Annotated in this window: 13 protein-coding genes; 5 read left to right on the plus strand and 8 right to left on the minus strand. The window is 59.4% G+C overall.

Annotated features, from left to right (window positions below; genetic code table 11):
• Positions 1-105: 105 nt before the first annotated feature.
• Together IEX77_RS08120 and IEX77_RS08125 are read left to right on the plus strand one after the other, a co-directional pair.
• Positions 106-1,536 carry an aspartate ammonia-lyase gene (locus IEX77_RS08120; RefSeq protein ID WP_188808479.1) on the plus strand — a complete coding sequence of 477 codons (1,431 nt, stop codon included), beginning with the start codon at positions 106-108 and terminating at the stop codon, positions 1,534-1,536.
• A gap of 173 nt (positions 1,537-1,709) precedes the next feature.
• A complete protein-coding gene (locus IEX77_RS08125; protein WP_188808480.1) occupies positions 1,710-3,566 on the plus strand; it encodes an alpha-1,3-galactosidase B in 1,857 nt (618 codons plus the stop codon).
• A 96-nt stretch (positions 3,567-3,662) separates the two neighbouring features.
• Here IEX77_RS08125 and IEX77_RS08130 read toward each other — a convergent pair whose 3' ends face one another.
• Complete coding sequence (locus IEX77_RS08130; protein WP_052353666.1) at positions 3,663-4,040, minus strand: hypothetical protein; 378 nt, start codon at positions 4,038-4,040, stop codon at positions 3,663-3,665.
• Between the two features lie 1,046 nt (positions 4,041-5,086).
• Here IEX77_RS08130 and IEX77_RS08135 point away from each other — a divergent pair.
• Genes IEX77_RS08135 through IEX77_RS08145 form a run of 3 tightly spaced genes read left to right on the plus strand, consistent with a single transcriptional unit; the run spans position 5,087 to position 9,723 of the window.
• Positions 5,087-7,777 (plus strand): 4-alpha-glucanotransferase, encoded by a 2,691-nt coding sequence (locus IEX77_RS08135; protein WP_188808481.1) that lies wholly within the window; start codon positions 5,087-5,089, stop codon positions 7,775-7,777.
• Positions 7,778-7,781: 4 nt separating this feature from the next.
• Positions 7,782-8,777 (plus strand): PhoH family protein, encoded by a 996-nt coding sequence (locus IEX77_RS08140; RefSeq protein WP_188808482.1) that lies wholly within the window; start codon positions 7,782-7,784, stop codon positions 8,775-8,777.
• Positions 8,778-8,781: 4 nt separating this feature from the next.
• The gene (locus IEX77_RS08145) at positions 8,782-9,723 is read left to right on the plus strand and encodes a phosphoribosylaminoimidazolesuccinocarboxamide synthase (protein ID WP_009433410.1); all 942 of its coding nucleotides are present in this window, start codon (positions 8,782-8,784) and stop codon (positions 9,721-9,723) included.
• Between the two features lie 468 nt (positions 9,724-10,191).
• On the opposite strand, the gene IEX77_RS08150 is transcribed toward IEX77_RS08145, so the two are convergent.
• The 7 genes from IEX77_RS08150 to IEX77_RS08180 form a co-directional block, all read right to left on the minus strand.
• Positions 10,192-10,908 (minus strand): SIR2 family NAD-dependent protein deacylase, encoded by a 717-nt coding sequence (locus IEX77_RS08150; protein WP_188808483.1) that lies wholly within the window; start codon positions 10,906-10,908, stop codon positions 10,192-10,194.
• The gene (locus tag IEX77_RS08155) at positions 10,905-13,064 is read right to left on the minus strand and encodes a S46 family peptidase (protein ID WP_373287909.1); all 2,160 of its coding nucleotides are present in this window, start codon (positions 13,062-13,064) and stop codon (positions 10,905-10,907) included. The genes IEX77_RS08150 and IEX77_RS08155 overlap by 4 nt, the downstream gene beginning before the upstream one ends.
• Before the next feature lie 52 nt (positions 13,065-13,116).
• Positions 13,117-13,707, minus strand: coding sequence for a 4'-phosphopantetheinyl transferase family protein (locus tag IEX77_RS08160; RefSeq protein ID WP_188808485.1), 591 nt, complete (start codon positions 13,705-13,707; stop codon positions 13,117-13,119).
• Positions 13,704-14,993 (minus strand): hemolysin family protein, encoded by a 1,290-nt coding sequence (locus IEX77_RS08165; RefSeq protein ID WP_444543981.1) that lies wholly within the window; start codon positions 14,991-14,993, stop codon positions 13,704-13,706. Before IEX77_RS08165 ends, IEX77_RS08160 begins: the two co-directional genes overlap by 4 nt.
• Positions 14,994-15,048: 55 nt before the next feature.
• Entirely contained in the window at positions 15,049-16,332 is a 1,284-nt protein-coding gene (locus IEX77_RS08170) for a hypothetical protein (RefSeq protein WP_188808487.1), read from the minus strand.
• Positions 16,333-16,341: 9 nt separating this feature from the next.
• Entirely contained in the window at positions 16,342-17,664 is a 1,323-nt protein-coding gene (locus IEX77_RS08175; RefSeq protein ID WP_188808488.1) for a porin, read from the minus strand.
• A gap of 160 nt (positions 17,665-17,824) precedes the next feature.
• Positions 17,825-19,360: a Do family serine endopeptidase gene (locus IEX77_RS08180; protein WP_188808489.1), complete on the minus strand. Its 1,536-nt coding sequence runs from the start codon at positions 19,358-19,360 to the stop codon at positions 17,825-17,827.
• Positions 19,361-19,807: the final 447 nt, after the last annotated feature.

Below are 19,807 nucleotides of genomic sequence, written 5' to 3' on the forward strand. Positions count from 1 at the left end.
CTGACAGCCTGCTATTCAAGGGCCTCACTACCCCCTTGCTGAGAACGAAAAAGCTGTAACTTTGCCCTAAAGTTTAATACACCTTATTAGTAACGACATCATACTATGGCTACTTCAGGCAAGGACTTTCGCCTTGAAAGTGACCTGATCGGCGAACGCCAGATCAGCAACGAGCACCTCTACGGTGTGCAGACCCTTCGTGGGATAGAAAACTTCAACATCAGCAACTTCCACCTCTGCGACTATCCCCTCTTCGTCCACGGGCTCGCATGGACCAAGGAAGCTGCCGCTATCGCTAACCACCGCCTTGGCCTGCTCACCGACCAGCAGAAGGATGCTATCGTCCAGGCTTGCCACGAGCTCCTCGAAGGCAAGCACCACCAGCACTTCCCCGTCGACATGATCCAGGGGGGCGCAGGTACGACGACGAACATGAACGCCAACGAGGTCATCTGCAACCGTGCACTCGAGATCATGGGCCACGAGAAGGGTGAGTTCAAGTACCTCTCTCCTAACGACCACGTGAACGGCTCGCAGTCGACCAACGACGCGTACCCCACGGCTATCCACCTCGGTCTCTACGCTTCGCACCTCAAGCTCCGTCCCCACTTCATCCAGCTCATCGAAGCTCTCGAGAAGAAGTCTAAGGAGTTCGCACACGTCGTCAAGATGGGTCGCACGCAGCTCCAGGACGCTGTGCCCATGACGCTCGGCCAGACCTTCGGTGGCTTCGCATCGATCCTCCGCCACGAGATCGCTAACCTCGACTACGCAGCTCACCAGTTCCTCGCTATCAATATGGGAGCTACGGCTATCGGTACGGGTATCTCTTCTGAACCCGAATACGCTGGCTACTGCACCGAAGCTATGGCGAAGATCACTGGCTGGGATATCACCCTCACCGAAGACCTCGTCGGCGCTACCAGCGACACGAGCGAAATGGTCGGCTACAGCTCTGCTCTGCGCCGCATCGCTATCAAGGTCAACAAGATCTGTAATGACCTGCGCCTCCTCTCCAGCGGTCCTCGCTGCGGTCTCGGCGAAATCAATCTCCCTGCTATGCAGCCAGGCTCCTCGATCATGCCAGGTAAGGTGAACCCCGTCATCCCCGAAGTTATGAGCCAGGTATGCTACAAGGTCATGGGTAACGACCTCTGCATCACCATGGCTGGCGACGCTTCGCAGATGGAGCTCAACGCTATGGAGCCCGTCATGGCACAGTGCTGCTTCGAGTCCATCGACCTGCTGATCAACGGCTTCGACACGCTCCGCACGCTCTGCATCGACGGCATCACTGCCAACGAAGACAAGTGCCGCGACAACGTCCGCAATAGCATCGGTATCGTCACCGCCCTCAACCCCATCATCGGCTATAAGAACTCTACGAAGATCGCTAAGGAAGCTCTCGAGACGGGTCGCGGTGTCTATGACCTCATCATCGAGCACGGCATCCTCTCTAAGGAAGACCTCGACACGGTACTCGCTCCTGAGAACATGATCAAGCCCGTTCGTCTCGGCATCAAGGCTAAGAAGTAATCCACGCCTGACCGACACGACTGAGCACGCTCAGCACTAAGCATAGTAGCCCCAACTCCCTTACCCGATGTGGGCAAGGAGTTGGGGCTACTTCGTTTTATCTCCACGACCTGAGGGAAGCTACCGTCTCCTCCCCTACTTCCCTCCTCCCTCACAGCACCGACATCCCTCTTATGCGCCAGCTCGCTCTCTCCCGATACGCCCTACTCTCGCTTGCCCTGCTCCTCATCGCAGTGCTTCCCATAAAGGCCCATCGCCGCGTCATTCAGCTCCCCTCCTTAGGCCCTCGCAAGGGGAAGCAAATCAATGCCACGCCCGTCTTCCGCAAGCTCCTTGAGGGCTTACACCCCGACCTCGAGAAGGGAGGCGACACGCTGGAGCTACGCTTTCACCCTGGGCGCTACCACTTCACCCGTGAGGGAGCCGTAGAGCGCGAGTACTTCATCTCCAATCACGACCACGCGGGTAGCCGTCCGATAGGCCTTCTCCTACGGGGCTGGCGCCACGTCATCGTGAAGGGTGAGGGAAGCGAACTACTCTTCGAAGACCGCATGCTCCCCATCGTCCTCGACAGCTGTCAAGGCGTCGAGCTCCGAGGCCTTACGATTGACTTCACCAATCCGCAGATCTCACAGCTGCATATCCTGCACTCCGACACCGCGCGCGGCATTGTCTTCACCCCCGCACCTTGGGTCAAGTGGCGCATCACGGACAAGGGACAGCTGGAAGCCTACGGCACGAGCTGGCGCTCTACCCCCGACCATGGCCTTGCCTTCGACCCGAAGACGCGTGAGCTCCTCTACCGCACCTCCGACATGCACCTCCCGAATAAGGACATTCGCCAGCTGACTGCGCGCGAGGCTACCGCCATGGGTGTCACGGTCAAGCACACGAGGCCGCTTCTCTATGCTCCCCACTGGAAGAACTCCCACCTCCCCGCAGGGACGGTCTTCGCCGCCCGCACGGGCTACCGCCCCCAGCCCGCTATCTTCATCACCGAGAGCCGTGATATCCGCCTTGAGAAGATGAACATCCACTTCGCAGAAGGGATGGGTGTCCTCACGCAGAACTCCCGCGACATCACGCTGGAGCGCTTCCACGTCCAGCTCCGCCCCCGTGGTGAACGCTACTTCACCACCCAGGCCGATGCCACGCACTTCGTCGCCTGTGAGGGGAAGATCTCCGTACAGCACTGCCGCTTTGAGAACATGATGGACGACGCGCTAAACGTCCACGGCGTCTACCTCAAGGTCACAGCACGCGAGGGTAAGCACACCCTCGTCGGGCGCTTCATGCACAAGCAGGCCTTTGGCTACACGTGGGCCATGCCTGGCGACTCGGTGCGTCTGGTCACCTCGCGCGATATCCAGGGGCTGGAAGGCTCCTTCCACGTACGCTCTATTAGCCCAGCTGATGGCGAGCAGCTCAAGGGCGCACGTGAGCTGCGCATCACCTTCGACGAGGAGCTACCCGCAGACTACACGCCCGAGCGACAGATCAGTATGGAGAACCTCACCCGCACGCCGAGCGTCGACTTCTCCCACAACCTTGTGCGGCACAACCGCGCCCGAGGCATCCTCATCAATACGCCCCGCCCCGTCCTCATCGAGGACAACACCTTCGACCACGTCAGCGGCTCGGCGATCCTCTTCAGCACGGACAACAATATGTGGTACGAGTCGGGACAGACGCGCGAGGTCACGATCCGCCGCAACCTCTTCCAAGACGTACTGACGAGCCTCTACCAGTTCACCAGCGCAGTCATCAGCATCCATCCCATCATCCCCGAGCTCGCCTCACAGCGCCACCCCTTCTACGGGCAGGGGCCGAAGAGCATCCGCATCGAGGACAACATCTTCCGCACCTTCGACACGCCGCTCCTGCACGCCATCAGTACCGACGGCATCCTGTGGCGTGGCAATAAGATCGAGCCGACGACGAGCTACCCGAAGTTCCACCCCAATCAGAAGCGCTTCCTTCTCGAGGGCTGTCGAAATGTCGACATCGAGGAGAGCGACCTCACCGAGTAGCTCATCATAAGGAGGGGCATTCGCCCGCCACATAGACAAAAAGCAAGAGCCACGGCCAGGGGATCCCTGATCGTGGCTCTTGCCAATAATTTGAGTTTAATGATAGTTCGCTAATTCGCTTGGCGTCGGATCTACGGCTACTACGACCCCGTGATCATCCACAAGGTAGGTGTGTAGTCCGTCGAGGAGTCCTGCACTTGCCATATAGCGGCTACGCTCCGTGGGGGCGATGTAGCGCTGGTCCTCTTGATCCACTTGGTCGAGGGAGATCGTCTGTGACCAGACAGCGTCGTCGGTATCAAGCGAGATCGCTTGGTAGTCGATAGCCGTCTGTGCCTTACCAGCGAAGTAATGATCCCATACCACATTCGCGGCGCGACTGGTAGCATCATAGGCTGCCCAGAAGTGGATGAGACGATAGCGCTGTGCTGACTCCGTGGTGGAGGCACGACCTTCCGCGTCCAGAGACTTCATTTTCGGTAGCACGTCACCCACACTGAGACCACTTGAAGAGGGCTGGGAGGGAAGGCTTGCAGAGGTCGCTCCTAAGAGTACCACGCCCGCCAGTGCGCCGAAAAGAATTCCTTTCAACGTCATAAAATTTGGTTTAGGTACAACATACCTTCAGCGACTCGCTCCATAGCTTGAGATAGGCTCCCGAGATCAGGATAAAGACGAAGAAGGTTCCCGGCTTTCGGGTCTGTAGGTCACCGTATGAGGCACCGCTTGTGCTCCCTCGGGTGACACGCAAAGGTAAGAAAAAGCCAAAATATGGAGCTTTCACGCCCGCGAAGTACTACTTATTTTACACTCTGCACCTCCTGAGAGCCCGCTGACGACGCACCTTTTCGCGCAGTCATAGCTCCTCTCCTCGGGGAGCTTCTCCGACGTCCCGACGAAGGGGGATGAGTGAACCTATATTGGTCCGCGGGTCGACCTATATAGGTCACGTCACCGACCAATATAGCTTCGCTCAGCGACCAATATAGGTGCGTGGGTAGAGCCATATAGCTTTGTGAAGTGACCTATATGAGGTTGTTGCTCCGCGTAGGGATAATAGCTGTGGACGAGTGGCAGATAAGTTTAGACTACGTACGCGACTCTAATATCTACGTACGTGGATATTTGGATTGACGTGCCTGGTCTTTAAGACTACGTGCATAGATAGAAGAATACCACTACGTGAAGGTGCTTTTTTCTTCATATGAATGGCACTTTTCCCTCCGCTGGATAAGAGGAGTATTCGCGATAAGGCGAAGGTCTTGCCAGATCTCTTCGGAGAGGCATATCGGGGAGCTGGGCATGCGATGCCTTAGCAGAATAAATAGAGGGCAGGACTCTCGGCAACAGTCTCAATATAGGTCGACCCGCGGACCAACATAGGCTCATACCCCTCCCTACCGAAGAACGAGGCCACGCTACCCTACCCCAGGGCCGAAGATATTGCGTACCTTTGCAACGGAAGGTACACACAGATGCACCTTCCTCTACACGAACGAATGGTAGGACCCTATCTATAGATGACAGTCACCTTCTCCATCGAGTACTGGGCGCAGCCCCACGAGCGGCTCACGCTCGTAGGCCGAGTTGCCGACAGCCCCGCCCACTCTGGAGCGCAGACCCTCCCCCTCGAGCATCTCGGGGAAGGGCATTGGCAAGCGACTCTACACCTCCCCTCCGCCACCTCCCCTATACATTATATATATAGCTACCGCCTCACCGATGAGACGGGTGCCGTACTGCGCGAGGAATGGCGGATCCCCCACGAACTTCATCTCCCCGCTGGCGACACGGCCGTCTTCACACAAGATCGCTGGATCGACAGCCCTGAAGATGCCCCCGCCTTCTCGGCGGCCTTCTGCGATATCCTCGGTCAGCAGGCCACAGCTCCAGAGGGAGCGCCACAGCCTGGCCTCACCTTCTCCGTCCACACTCCCGCCCTACGCCGAGGGGAGCGCCTTCTCGTGACGGGGAGCTGCGAGGCACTTGGGAGCTGGGATCCTAAAAAGGCTCTTCCCCTCACCTACCGCGGACAAGGACGCTGGGGCGCTACGCTCCCCGCCTCTGCCATAGGCTCCACCCCCGCTTCGCTTCGCTACAAATACCTCCTCAGCACAGACGCAGGCTATACCTACCTCTGGGAGGAGGGCGAAGACCGCTGGATAAATCTCCCCGACAGCACCGTCTATCCCTACTGCTATGTGCAGGATAGCTACCTCCATCTCCCCAGCCGCCCCGTGCGTACGGCAGGCCTTGTCGCACCGCTCTTCTCGCTGCGTAGCGACACCGACTGGGGCATAGGCGACTTCGGTGCGCTCAGAGAAGCTATTGACTTCGCTGCCGAAGCAGGTATGCACGCCGTCCAGCTCCTCCCCATCAACGATACCACCAGCACACGAGGCACCGCCGACTCCTATCCCTACAATGCGATATCCGTCGACGCCCTCCACCCCATATACATCGATCCCGAGGCACTGCCCGCCCTCCCTTCCGAGGAGCGTAAGGCATTCCTCCGCGAGGCGAAGGCACTACGCCAGCTCCCCGCCGTGGACTACCCACGCGTACTCGAGCTGAAGGAGCGCTTCCTCCGCCGTGCATTCGACTTGCAGGGTAAGGCCGACCTCACGAGCGAGGACTTCCGCCTCTTCTACGACGAGGCCGCCGCTTGGCTCCGTCCCTATGCCCTCTACTGCGTGCTACGTGACCAGTTTGGCTCGGGTGCACCCAGCGACTGGGCAGGATGGGAAGCGTATGACGAGGCAAAGGCAGCCGCCTATCTCGATGATGCAGCACACGCCGAGGAGGTGGGCTATTACTACTGGCTACAGTTCGTCCTCGACCGCCAGCTCCAGGCTGTGAGAAGCTATGCAGAGGAGCGAGGCGTCTTCCTCAAGGGTGACCTCCCTATCGGCGTAGCGCCCCACAGCGTAGACGTCTGGATGGCACCCCATCTCTTCCACACAGAGCAATCCGCAGGCGCCCCGCCCGATGACTTCGCTGCCGATGGGCAGAACTGGGGCTTCCCCACGTACAACTGGGAGCGTATGCAGGAGGAAGGCGACTTCCGCTGGTGGCGCCAGCGCTTCGAGCGTCAGGCCCGCTACTTCCACGCCTTCCGCATCGACCATATCCTCGGCTTCTTCCGCATCTGGGAGGTGCCACGCACGCAGCGCTCTGGCCTCTTGGGACACTTCCACCCCGCCCTCCCCTACAGTCTCGAGGAGTGGCAGGAGAAGCTCGCCCCGACCTTCCCCATCGAGCTACTCACCGCACCACTCGTCCACGAAGACGAGCTGACGGCACGCCTTGGGGATAGCTTTGATGACCTCCTCGACAGCGGCTATCTCCATAGCACTGCCCTTGCAGGGCTCTATCAGCTCACGTATGGCGAGCAAGCCGACTACGAGACGGAGGCCGCCCAGCGCGCTCTCGGAGCCGACGTCGCAGCCGTACTTGCTGAGCTATGCACGGAGACTGCCCTCATCGCCGACCCGTACAAGGCAGGGCACTACCACCCACGCATAGCGCTGGAGCGCAGTCGTCTCTTCGCTCGCCTCCCCGAAGAGCTGCAGGAGCGCTGGCGATCGGTCAGCGATGACTACTATTACGTCCGGCACAACGAACTCTTCCGCACCACCGCCCTGCTGCGTCTCGGTGCGCTGACGAGCCACACGCGCCTTCTGCTCTGCGCCGAGGACCTCGGGATGATCCCCGCCTCTGTACCCGCCGTCCTCGACGAGCTACAGGTCCTCTCTCTTGAGCTGGAGCGTATGCCGAAGGCCTTTACCCCCACGGGCTGGGCACGCCCTGACAGCTTCCCCGCCCGCTCGGTAGCCACGACCTCCACCCACGATATGCCTTCGCTGCGTGGCTGGTGGCACAGCCTCTCGGCGAGCGAGCAAGAGCGCTACTATCGCCAGGAGCTCCTTCTCACCGAGGAAGTCCCCAGCGAAGAAGCCCTCTACCGCCGCATCATCGAGGCACATCTCGCCTCCCCATCTGCAGCCGTCCTCCTGCCTCTTGCCGACTGGATGAGCCTCGACAGCCGTCTCTGGCTCACCACACCTGCCGAGGAGCAGATCAACCGCCCCGAGGATCCGCATCACTACTGGGGCTATCGCTTCCCCCGCAGCCTAAGCGACCTGCAAGCAGCCGCACCCGAATGGCGCACCCACATCAAGCATCTCATCACCCTATCCCAACGACTATAAGCCTATGATGGAGCGACTCTACGTCTTAGAGGAAGCCGACACGCAGGAGTTCGTCGGTGTCAACCGTGCGAACCTCGTCACGCTACAGAACCTCTTCCCTAAGACGAAGCTACGCATTCACCAGAACGTCATCAAGGTACTTGGCGAAGACCAAGCTGCCGAAGAGCTCCTGCACATCCTCGCTTCTCTGGAAGCCCTCTGCAGTCGCCACAACCAGCTGACCGAAGCACAGATCATCGAGGTCGTGCGTCGGCACCGCAGTAAGGCCGCCGACACCCTGCCCACCGCCGAGAGCGACGTACTCATCTACGGCGTCCACGGCAAGGCGATCCTCCCCCGCGGGGAGCGTCAGCGCCGCATGGCTCGCGAGTTCGCCGAGCGTGACCTGTGCTTCGCCACGGGTGCCGCCGGATCGGGGAAGACCTTCATCGCCATCTGTCTGGCGGTCAAAGCCCTCAAGGCAAAGCAGGTGCGCCGTATCATCCTCTCCCGCCCTGCCGTCGAAGCAGGCGAGAAACTCGGTTTCCTCCCTGGCGAGATGAAGGACAAGCTCGACCCCTACCTCCAGCCACTCTATGACGCCCTCGGCGAACTCATCCCTGCCCCCAAGCTCAAAGACCTCATAGATACGGGCGTCATCCAGATCGCCCCGCTGGCCTTCATGCGTGGTCGCACGCTGAGTGATGCCGTCGTCATCCTCGACGAAGCACAGAACACCACGCCGCAGCAGATGAAGATGTTCCTCACACGCCTCGGCATGGGCTCGAAGATGATCATCACGGGGGACTTCACGCAGATCGACCTTCCCCGTGGTGTGACCTCGGGTCTGAAGGATGCGCTTGACAAGCTCCACGGGCTAAAGAGTATCAGCTTCATCCACTTCGATAAGACCGACATCGTGCGCCACCCGCTCGTCTCCGAGATCGTGGCCGTCTACGATGCCAAGGACGAAAAGACGTCCGCCCCCTCCGACACATCACAAACTAATCACGCAAGATAGAATTATGGCACAGACACTCGTCCGCACGGACTTCCAGTTTCCCCATCAGGATCACGTCTATCATGGCAAGGTCCGCGACGTGTACTTCCTCGGCAGTGAGCAGGTAGCGATGATCGCCACCGACCGCATCTCCGCCTTCGACGTCGTACTCCCCAAAGGCATCCCCTACAAGGGACAAGTCCTCAACCAGATCGCGACCTACTTCCTCGAAGCTACGCGCGACATCGTCCCCAACTGGCTCATCTCTGCTCCCGACCCTATGGTATCGCTCGGCCTGCGCTGTGAGCCCTTCCGTGTAGAGATGGTCATCCGTGGCTACCTCACCGGCTCAGCTTGGCGTGCCTATAAGGCAGGCGAACGCACCCTCTGCGGTATCCAGCTCCCCGACGGCATGCGTGAGAACGAAGCCTTCCCCTCGCCCATCATCACCCCCACCACGAAGGAAGATGTCGGCCATGACGAGAATATCTCCCGCGAGGAAATCATCCGCACGGGTCTGGTCAGCGAAGAAGACTACAAGCAGCTCGAGGCCTACACCTACGCTCTCTTCAAGCGTGGTCAGGAGATGGCACGTGAGCGTGGTCTGATCCTCGTCGACACGAAGTACGAATTCGGGAAGAAGGACGGCAAGATCTACCTCATCGACGAGATCCACACGCCCGACTCCTCCCGCTACTTCTATGCCGAAGGCTACGAAGAGCGCTTCGAGCGTGGCGAAGAGCAGAAGCAGCTCTCCAAGGAATTCGTCCGCCAGTGGCTCATCAAGAACGGCTTCCAAGGCCGTGACGGCGAAGTCATCCCCGAGATGACCGAGGAGTACTGCAAGAGCGTCTCCGACCGCTACATCGAGCTGTATGAGACCGTCACGGGTCGTGCCTTCGTCGCCGAGCCCACCGACGACCTCACGGCACGCATCGAGCGCAACGTCCTCGCCGCCCTCAAGTAAGCTCCGCCTTACTCCCCCACAAGCGTCAGCGCCCCATGATCCGATGAGGATTATGGGGCGCTGCTGTATAGATACGTGAGGGGAAAGAGCGGAGGGAAAGGCACGAAGGAATAGAGGCACTCACTCGTTTTTCGCGCGGTATTTGGGGCGAAGTGCGGGAGATTTTCTCGGTCTACGTACGTGGATTTTAGGACTACGAGGGGAAATCCTTTGAGCTACGTGCGGGGATCTTAGGACCACGCACCAAGATAGAAGAATAGGTGTAGACCTTCGTGGTTTTGGCTGCGGTGGAGCGGAAGTTTTCTCGGGGGAGGGAGAAGGCCAAGGAGTAGTGCTACGGAGCACCAAGGCAGTGAGGAGCACGCATAAAATGGGGCTGTCCGCACGCTTCCACGAGGGAAGGGTGCGGACAGCCTTCATAGGATCGAGGTGTGAGCTTCGGTGAGGGAGCTCAGCTGAGGGGGGGGGTTAGCGGCCTTCGGTCAAGCGCGCATAGAGGTCGCGCATACCTGCCACAGCTCCCGCCTGGATATGGATGAGGTCGGGGCGGTAGCTACTACGCACGGGCTTCGGGTCGATGCAGTAGACGGGCGCCTTCGCTGGGACGTAGCCCAGCAGTCCCGCTGCAGGATAGACCTCCAGCGACGTACCGATGACGAGGAAGAGATCGGCCTCTTCGGTGGCTTCGATAGCAGGGATCATCTCCGGCACCTCTTCGCCAAACCAAACGATGAAGGGGCGGAGCTGCGTGCCATCAGGCGCTAAGTCCCCGACATGGAGCTCACGTGTCGCTCCTTCGGCGGGGTAGGTGGTGAAGGGATCCCGCACGGAGCGGTTCTTCATCAGCTCCCCATGGAGGTGGATGACACGGCTGCTACCCGCACGCTCGTGCAGGTCGTCGACATTCTGCGTGACGATCGTCACACGATAGTACTCCTCGAGGCGGGAGAGCAGACGGTGCCCTTCGTTGGGCTCTGCTCCGACGAACTCCCGACGGCGCTGGTTGTAGAAGTCCAGCACGCACTGGGGGTCGCGGTACCAGCCTTCGATGCTGGCGACCTCTTGGACGTCATGCCCCGCCCACAGACCATCGCTATCGCGGAAGGTCGACAGGCCGCTCTCGGCACTCATCCCCGCCCCCGAGAGGACGACGAGGTACGGACGCTGGGGGCTCTGGGTATTCATCGGCGTGAGACGAGCGACAGCTCCTGGATGAGGCGGGGGCACTCACCGAGCTGGTCAATGAGCAGGAGGACGTAGCGGATATCACAGATGATGCTACGCTGGTAGGGGGGCAGGTACTGGATGTCACCACCGACACCTTCCCAGTTGCGGTCGAAGTTGATACCGATCAGGTCACCGTACTTATTGAAGACGGGGCTACCGGAGTTACCACCCGTGGTGTGGGTCGTAGCAGCGAAGTTGACAGGCATCTCATACGTGCCGTCAGCCTTCTTAGCTGCCCAGCGCTTGCCTTCGCCGTAGAGCTGCTTCTGGTAGATCTCCTTGAGACGAGCGGGGACAGCGAACTCCCATGAGGTGGGGTCTTCCTTCTCCATCACACCACGCAGGGTCGTAGGCACCTGATACTCGACGCCGTCGACGGGCGAGTAGCCACGGACCTGACCGTAGGTGAAGCGTAGCGTGCTATTGGCATCGGGCCAGAGATTGTCCGTGCCACGCTGAGCCATGATACCGCCGACATAGGTGCGACGAGCCAGATCAATGGGGTTGTCGAAGGCACGGAGATCCTTCGTCAGCTGATCACGCTTGGTGCGGACAGAGGCAGCGAAGCGCGACATCAGGTCGGAGGAGAGGACAGCCTGCTGCTCCTTGGCACTCAGCTTCTTGAAGGCCTCGAAGCCCTCAGGCGTGGTGAAGGTCGACTGAGCGAACATCGCATCGACATAAGCATCTACCGAGCCGAACTTATCGATACCCTCAGCGATAGCCGTGGGCCAGTCCTTGCGGTCAATCTGACGCGTGTATTCGGCCAGCTCAGCCTTAGCGATCTTAGCGTCCAGCGAGGGGAGGTAGTCCTTGTTGTTGTAGGCGGTGAAGGCCTTGTCCGTAGCGGTCAGAGGATCATCAGCACCAGGGGCGCGCGTGGCTTCGATAGCCTGCCACAGCCCTTCGTCGAGGTACCAGAACTGGCGACGCAGGTCACGACGGCCCTCGATAGCACGGTCAATCGTGGAGACAGCATCAGCGTAAGACTTGTAGGACTTAGGCGCCTTCTCCTTAGCCCACGAGAGGAGGGACTCCATCTCCTGCTGCTTGGTGGCCTTGAAGTTATTCTTCTCGATACCGAAGTTCGCACCGATAGCACGCTTGTAAGCGTTCTGCGAGCGGGCATACTTAGCGGCGTACATGATGTTCACCTTGGGGTCGGCAAGCATATCCTTGAGCATGACCTCCTGACGGATGTTGCGCATGCGGATGCGGATATCATTGTCGATGGTCTTCCACTCCTCTACTTCAGAGGGGAGGAAGAAGTGGTTGGTGCGACCAGGGAAGCCCATGATCATCGCGAAGTCATCACGCTGTATGCCATCGGTAGAGATGTTGAACCAGCGCTTGGGCTTCAGAGGCACGTTGCTCTCCGAGTAGGGAGCGGGGTTGCCGTTGGCATCAGCGTAGATGCGGAAGAGGGAGATGTCACCAGCGTGACGGGGGTACTTCCAGTTGTCCGTGTCGGCACCGAACTTCCCGATAGCGCTGGGAGGTGCACCGACGAAGCGGATGTCAGAGTAGACCTTCTTGGTGAACATGAGGTACTTGTTCCCATTGTAGAAGGGACGGATCTCGACCTCCGTGCCTGGGTGATCCTTGAGGAAGTTGTCACCGACACGCTTGCGAGCTACCGAGCGAAGGAAGGCGGGCGAGAGGTACTCCATACCCGTGCCCTTACGCACCTTCTTGAGCTCTGCCTGCACGAAGGCCGTGACGTCCTCGATCTTATCGATGAAGGTCACGACGACGCCCTTAGCGGGGAGCTCTTCGGCGAAGCTCTGCGCCCAGAAGCCGTTCTCAAGGTAGTTGTGCTCGACACTGCTGAGCTTCTGGATCGCGTCATAGCCGCAGTGGTGGTTCGTCAGGACGAGACCCTGCGACGAGATGATCTCACCCGTACAGCCACCGTCGAAGCTGACGACAGCGTCCTTGAGCGAGGTACCGTTGGGGTTGTAGAGATCGTACTCCTTCATCGAGAGCCCGCGCTTGACGAGCTCAGGGTACTTCTTGGAGAGCTGCTCCAGGAGCCACATACCCTCGTCAGCACGTGCGACGGAGCTGACGCCGAGGGCGATGAGGAGCGCAAGTAGGGTTTTACGCATAGTCATTGATACGATATTGAGTGGTTAAGTAATATCAGTGTGATGGGCGGGCGGTAGGCTAAGCCTCTTGCCAGCCGAAGGTGAAGAGGTAGTCGGGGCGCAGTGTATAGTGCACCGTGAGCGAAGTGGCCTCACGAGCGTAGCCGAGGCGTAGCTCCTGCGAGGCAGGGTCTATACGCTCCAGCGTGAAGCTATGGAGCGAAGCATCGGGCGGACCGAAGATCTTGAAGGCGGTCTCCTTCGCCGACCACAGGAGGGTACGGAGCTGAAGCTCCGAGAGCGAGGGAGCGCTATGCTCAAGCAGACCCCATTCGCTCTCCGTCAGGTAGCGCGAGGCTACGGCACGGAGCTGCGGGCGGTAGGTCTCTATATCCACCCCGGGACGGAGCACGGAGGGCGTGAGAAGCACAGCTGCGTGGCCCTCGGTATGCGAGATACTCACGCTCTGCTCGGGCGCACTGGGGAGGAACGGCCGCCCCGTAGCATCATGCTCCCGCTGGGGCGGTGTAGCACTGCCGAAGAGGTCACAGAGGATAGTGCCCACAGCAGCCTCTTCGCTGCTACGGCGCTCCCGTCGCCCCACTACGGGGAAGTGACCAAGACAAAGGGCTACCCCAGAGGGTAACCCTTCTATGTGCTCCAGCGTCATACTGTACCCGATGTCGTGTCGTCCGCTGGAGGGGGAATGACTTGGACCTCGGTGATGCGGAACTTCTCCAAGCTCGTGACTCGGAAGCTCCACTCGCCAGCCGTGACCAGATCGCCCTTGCGGGGTAGGTCTTGCTTGAGCTCGAGGACGAGCCCACCGAGGGTATCGACTTGCTCCTCGGCCTTGCCAAAGGTACCTTGCTCGAGGTCGAGCGCACGCAGGACGTCCGTCAGCGGCGTACCCCCATCGAAGAGATAGCTCCCGTCGGGTAGGCGCTTGTAGGGTAGCTCCTCCTCGTCATATTCGTCCGAGATCTCCCCGACGATCTCCTCGAGGAGGTCCTCCATGGTGACGATACCGCTCGTACCGCCGTACTCGTCGACGACGACGGCGATGTGCTTCTTCGTACTGCGGAACTCCTCGAGGAGGTCATCCAGAGGCTTGTTCTCGGGGATGAAGAGCGCGTCACGGATGAGCTTCGTCCAGTCGAAGTCCGCCTCCTGCTCCTTGTAGGGAATGAGGTCCTTGAGGTAGAGGATACCGCGGATATTGTCCTCCGACCCCTCATAGACGGGAATACGTGAGTAGCCCGAGTCAAGGGCGAAGTGGAGCATACGATGGAAGTCCCACGCCACATCGATATCGACCATGTCCACACGGGGCACCATGATCTCCGAGGCGGTCTTGTTGTGGAAGTTGATGATGTCCTCGAAGAGCTCCTTCTCCTCGGGCTCGTGTCCCTCGAGAAGGTCGACGGCCTGCGAGAGGTCATCCACGGAGAGGTCATAGCGCTTGGGCTGCATACGCCTCGTCAGCATGCTCGTCGAGCGCATGAGGAAGGAGGAGAACGGATAGAGGATGCGCGAGATCAGCGCCATCTTCCCCGAGGAGAAGCGGCTGAATGCTAGGGGGCGTGCTTGGGCGTAGACCTTCGGGATGATCTCACCGAAGAGCAGCAAGAGGAGCGTCAGGATAACCGTCTGGAAGATGAAGCCCAGGGCGGGAGCATACGTGAAGTCGAAGATCTGCGCAAAGGCATAGCCGGTCAAGATGACGATAGCCACGTTGACCAGATTATTGCCGATGAGGATCGTCGCCAGTAGGCGCTCCGAATCCTTGAGCAGCTCTACGAGGCCCTGATCCGCAGGATGCTCCTCCTCCTTGATCGTGTCGATATCGGAGGGAGAGAGTGAGAAGAAGGCGACTTCGGAGGAGGACATGAAGCCCGAGACGACGAGCAGAAGGCCCGATATAGAGAGGGCGATCCAAGCCGAGACGGGGATCACCTCATTGATTACCTGACTGAATGATTCCAAATGCGTAGAGGATTGGGGGGAGGGATTAGCGCACGCCTTCGTGGCGGCGTACGGCATTGAGGAGGTCGCGGTGCTGCTTTGCCTTCTGCTGGACAGAGGCTTCGAGGAGCTGGAGCTCGCTATGCAGCTCACTGCGTACGGAGGCATCACCCTCTCTCCAGCGAGTACGGAGCTCGCTAAGGCGGGCTTCTTCGCGGGCGAGGGACTCGCGAAGAGCTTCGGCCTCGGCGAAGGTGCGACGGCCAGCGTCACTCTTGAAGTCCGCCCAGCGGTGGTAGACGACTGAGCCCTGCAGGTGGAAGGTCAGCTCGGCCTTCTCCTCACGCTGCGTCGTAGGCTGTACGGCTACAGCCTCGCCTTCGTAGAGGACACCCGAGAGGGTCGCACGGCGGTAGGCTTCTTCAGGCGCAAGCTCTGTCGTCTCACCACCCTGACGACCAGCGAGGAAGGCAGGACGACCAGTGAAGCGATAGACGTGGACCTGCCCCTCGGGAGCGAAGCGGTCACTGATGAGGATCCCCCAGCCTTCGCTCTCGTGATAGGCGAGCAGATAGTCGTTGTAGGGGGAGTTGTACGGCATGCCGAGGAGCGTAGGCTCGAAGAAGCTATTGCCCTGCTCGGTGAGGCGCGTCATATAGAGGTCATAGCCACCGAGGCCTGCGGGAGAGCGGCGAGCGAAGAAGAGCGTCATACCATCCTCGAGGAGGAAGGGAGAGCGGATAGGCGCATCGGCCTCCAGCGTCTTGGTCGCTACTCCCTGACGCTCCCAGCTACGGCCTGCCTTAGCGTACCAAGCGAGAGCATGAGCATCGGGGATGATGCTATTGCGCCCCAGAGCATCGACGAAGCCGAAGATGGGGAAGACGGGAGGTGCCGGGTGCAGGCTGTCGCCTACTACGGGCGTCTCCACGGGGAGGAGGGAGCGAATATCGGCGGGGAGCTGCTCAGCGATGAGGAAGCGCCCACTGCCCTGAGGGAGGAGCTCGGCTATGCGATCAATCCCGACGAGTGTGCTATCGACGACGCGCAGCTCATCGGCTGCACCATACATACGCTCGGCACGTGCTATCTGCCCCTGCAGCATCGTGATGCTGTCGGGCACCGCTTGACGGCGGCGCTGGAGGCTGGAGATGTACTTGGAGAGCGCTGTCGAGGCAGGGCCGAACTGATAGGCGTGATAGGCACGCTCCGCCTCACGGAGGAGCTGCTCGGGGCTCTGTGTGGGAGCCTTAGGCTTCACGACCTTCGCCTCACCCCATAGTGGGGCGAGGACGAGGGCGGAGAGAAGTAGGGTCGATCGTAAAGACATATCGAATGATTAGAATACGAACTGTGCGCGCAGCTGCAGGGTACGGTAGCTCAGACCATCGCCGTTGCTGGAGCGCAGACGGCCGAGTGCAACAGCATCCTTGCTGAAGGAAGTGAAGGTATAGCTGAGGCCGAGCATCATCGCGGTATTGGGGTACCAGTTCACCGCCCCAAGGGCTTCGTATGCCTGCCCCATATAGTTCTGGGTATCGATAGCGCTGGCACCGATCATGAGCTCGACATTGCCCCCAGGCTCTACCTCACTATTGACATTGGAGAAGGCTGCACCGCTATTGGAGTAGCTACGCTGCTTCCCACGGAGCATATAGGAGCCTACGAGATATCCGCCCCAGAAGGAGACACTCTTACTACCATAAATAATATTATCAATATTATACGTCTTCACCCCATTCGTAATAACCCCTGGGCTTTCCTTTGTGGCAAAGGTCGAGCACAGGGCCTCACCCTGGACAAAGAAGCGGTCATCACGGTAAGCAGCCTCCAGATCACAGATGGTGTAGTGGTCGATCCCTGAGAAGCCACCCGCGATAAACTTGCGGTTCTCTACGACAGAGCCCGAGCGACCGCCCAGGACGACGATGCCGTCATCCGACGTCACACGCTCGGGGGTACGAGCCACAGCCGAGAAGCCGAGGTGCACAGTCGTCTGATCCGTATTGATGGGGCGCCAGACGGCACGTGCCGAGACGCCATAGCCCTCGCCCATATGGTTCTCACGAGCATTGACGCGCTCGCTGCTACCAGCGAAGAGGCCTGCACCGAGCCAATACTTATCCCCCCAATGGGTACCAGCAAGCCCCCAGTGACGGGTATAGGGGATGAGGAAGTCGAGAGGTAGTGGGGTCGTGACCGAGCCGTGGCGCGTGGAGGTATTCATCCCGATACTCATCGGCTCAAGCTGGTGCCCGAGGACGAGGCGCGTCTGGGGGCTGAAGGCGTAGGCTGCGTAGATATCACAGAAGGTGATGCGCTGCCCCGTGTAGTTGACATCGATACGTCCCGTCCAGTTGCCATAGCCGCCGAAGAAGCCAAGGCGAGCCTGTGTGATGGAGGTCCCAGCCGCCATACGGAAGGGCTCTTCTTGGGTCGCCCCTGAAGGCAGGTAGGTGAAGTTGGACTTATCGACGGGCGCGAAGGCTGCCATATCGAGGGTCAAGCGACCGTCGACACCGAGGGTCACCTCGTCAGGCTGACCGAGACGCAGGGCGATACCCGTCTGGGCAGCTGCCTTTGTGGACGAGAGGAGGAGGCCACCAGCTACGATGACCGAAGCGATAAGAGCGTAGTTCTTACTTCTATTCGACGATGCCATTAGAGAATGCGTATTTGTTTACCTTAGACAAAGATAGCCTTTTCTGCAGTACAACGACGGAGAGGAAGCCCATACAGAGAGCGTCCCCACGGGGGAGGAGGATAGCTAAGCTTCCTAACCTCGCCCGTGGGGACGCTACATTTATATAGGAGGGATGGACTTACAGATCGACTACGAAGGACACGACTTCTCCCGTCTCGGGATAGAAGCCACGCAGCTGGAGGGCGGAACGACGTGAGCGGCTCTGGCTACCAGCCTTGTCAAGGGCGGAGACGACCTGATTGAGGTCGCTCTGTGAGCGCAGAGGCACGTTGTTAGCCGTCAAGAGGACGAAGCCTTCGCGGACCCCAGCCTTACGCAGGGCGCTATTCGACTGGAGGGACTGGACGACGAGGCCGTAGGAGAGGCCGTAGGCGCGGAGCTCATTAGCACCCAGCTCCTTGAGGGTAGCACCGAGGCGGTTGTTCGCCCCATTGGGCGACTGCTTGAGGAGCTTAGAGCCACCTTCCTGATTGCGCAGCGTGACCTTGTAGGTCTTCTCTGCGCCCTTGCGGTTCACCGTGACCTGCACAGCGTCGCCAGGACGGAAGCGGGAGAGCTGCTCCTGGAGCTGAGCGAAGGAGCTGATGCGGTGGCCGTCGATGGCGGTGATGACGTCACCCTTCTCGATACCAGCAGCCAGTGCGGCGCTGATCTCTGCGAAGTCAGCGACATAGAAGCCTTCGTTGACCTTCAGCCCTTCCTTCTGTACGAGTTCGCTGGTGACATCAGCCCCTGCGACCCCGAGCATACCACGCTGGACGGTACCGTACTTCTTGATATCGGAGACGACCTTAGCAGCGATGTTGATGGGCACTGCGAAGGAGTAGCCGGCATAGTTCCCCGTCTGAGAGTAGATCATCGTGTTGATACCGACGAGTTCGCCTGCAGCATTGACCAGAGCACCACCACTGTTACCAGGGTTGACGGCAGCATCGGTCTGGATGAAGGCTCCTACACCGAGCTGGTCGCCCGTAGCAGCGGCACGCGACTTAGCGCTGACGATACCTGCCGTGACGGTGCTGGTGAGGTTGAAGGGGTTCCCTACAGCCAGGACCCACTCGCCGAGACGGAGGTTCTCTGAGTTGCCGAAGGGGATCGTAGGCAGGTCCTTAGCCTCGACCTTGATCAGTGCGATATCGCTGGAGGGGTCGGAGCCGATGAGCTTAGCCTTGAAGGTACGGTTGTCATTGAGCGTCACAGAGAGCTCGTCACCACCTTCGATGACATGGTTATTCGTCATGATGTAGCCATCGTTGCTGATGATCACACCCGAGCCATAGCCCACGACGGGCTCACTACGACGCGAGCCTCCACGAGGATCGCCACCGAAGAAGAATTCGAAGGGGTCGATCATCTGTTGGGACTGCACCTGCTGGGTCTTCTTCACCTTGATGTGGACGACCGCCTTCACCGAGCTCTCGGCGGCAGGGGTGAGGTCAGGAGCATTACCTATCTGGCGCGAGCCTATGGCATAGGCTGTATTCTGGAATCCATATTCATTGGCTGAGGTCACACCCTCGGCGCCCGACTGAGCGGTATAGCTACTTGAGCTACCACCATTGCGGGTCATTACGTGGACCGTAGCAGCCGAAGCTGCAATACTTACCGCTACCAAGCCTAAGACAGCGGCTGATTTCTTCAATACCTTGTTCATAGTCGTTAAGTATAATTCTTTATCTGATTAAAAAAACACTCCGGAGCTCCTCACCGCGGGCTCGAGACGTGCCGTGCTTCGTAAGGAACGGCTACGCACTCGACCTCAGACATAGGTGGGTGGTGGGGAAGCCCCTTTACCTTATAAGAGTCAAAGAGGGTGCCAATGTTTAATCCACCCCTACAAAACTTCACATTCTGCCAAAAGCGCAGACTTTTTCCCGGCAATATGACAGCATTTCGCCGCCCCACATAGCACAGACGTAGCGGATGCCCCACGACGAAGTATCACCATCGGAAGGGCAGGAGTATGAACCTATATTGGTCGCTGGGTGAAGCAATGTAGGTTAGGGGCATCAACCAATAGTGGTTCGTATATGAATCACTATTGATTGTTGCTCCGCGTATGGATACAAAGTTGTAGACGAGTGGCAGATAACTTTGGGCT

The sequence above is a fragment of the Porphyromonas pasteri genome (genome assembly GCF_014647755.1).
Classification (GTDB): Bacteria; Bacteroidota; Bacteroidia; order Bacteroidales; family Porphyromonadaceae; genus Porphyromonas; species Porphyromonas pasteri.

Coding starts and splice junctions, on each gene's coding strand:
- IEX77_RS08175 (WP_188808488.1), bottom strand. CDS start 17,664: ATGGCATCGTCGAATAGAAGTAAGAACTACGCTCTTATCGCTTCGGTC.
- IEX77_RS08160 (WP_188808485.1), bottom strand. CDS start 13,707: ATGACGCTGGAGCACATAGAAGGGTTACCCTCTGGGGTAGCCCTTTGT.
- IEX77_RS08155 (WP_373287909.1), bottom strand. CDS start 13,064: ATGACTATGCGTAAAACCCTACTTGCGCTCCTCATCGCCCTCGGCGTC.
- IEX77_RS08140 (WP_188808482.1), top strand. CDS start 7,782: ATGATGGAGCGACTCTACGTCTTAGAGGAAGCCGACACGCAGGAGTTC.
- IEX77_RS08135 (WP_188808481.1), top strand. CDS start 5,087: ATGACAGTCACCTTCTCCATCGAGTACTGGGCGCAGCCCCACGAGCGG.
- IEX77_RS08145 (WP_009433410.1), top strand. CDS start 8,782: ATGGCACAGACACTCGTCCGCACGGACTTCCAGTTTCCCCATCAGGAT.
- IEX77_RS08150 (WP_188808483.1), bottom strand. CDS start 10,908: ATGAATACCCAGAGCCCCCAGCGTCCGTACCTCGTCGTCCTCTCGGGG.
- IEX77_RS08130 (WP_052353666.1), bottom strand. CDS start 4,040: ATGAAGTCTCTGGACGCGGAAGGTCGTGCCTCCACCACGGAGTCAGCA.
- IEX77_RS08125 (WP_188808480.1), top strand. CDS start 1,710: ATGCGCCAGCTCGCTCTCTCCCGATACGCCCTACTCTCGCTTGCCCTG.
- IEX77_RS08120 (WP_188808479.1), top strand. CDS start 106: ATGGCTACTTCAGGCAAGGACTTTCGCCTTGAAAGTGACCTGATCGGC.
- IEX77_RS08170 (WP_188808487.1), bottom strand. CDS start 16,332: ATGTCTTTACGATCGACCCTACTTCTCTCCGCCCTCGTCCTCGCCCCA.
- IEX77_RS08180 (WP_188808489.1), bottom strand. CDS start 19,360: ATGAACAAGGTATTGAAGAAATCAGCCGCTGTCTTAGGCTTGGTAGCG.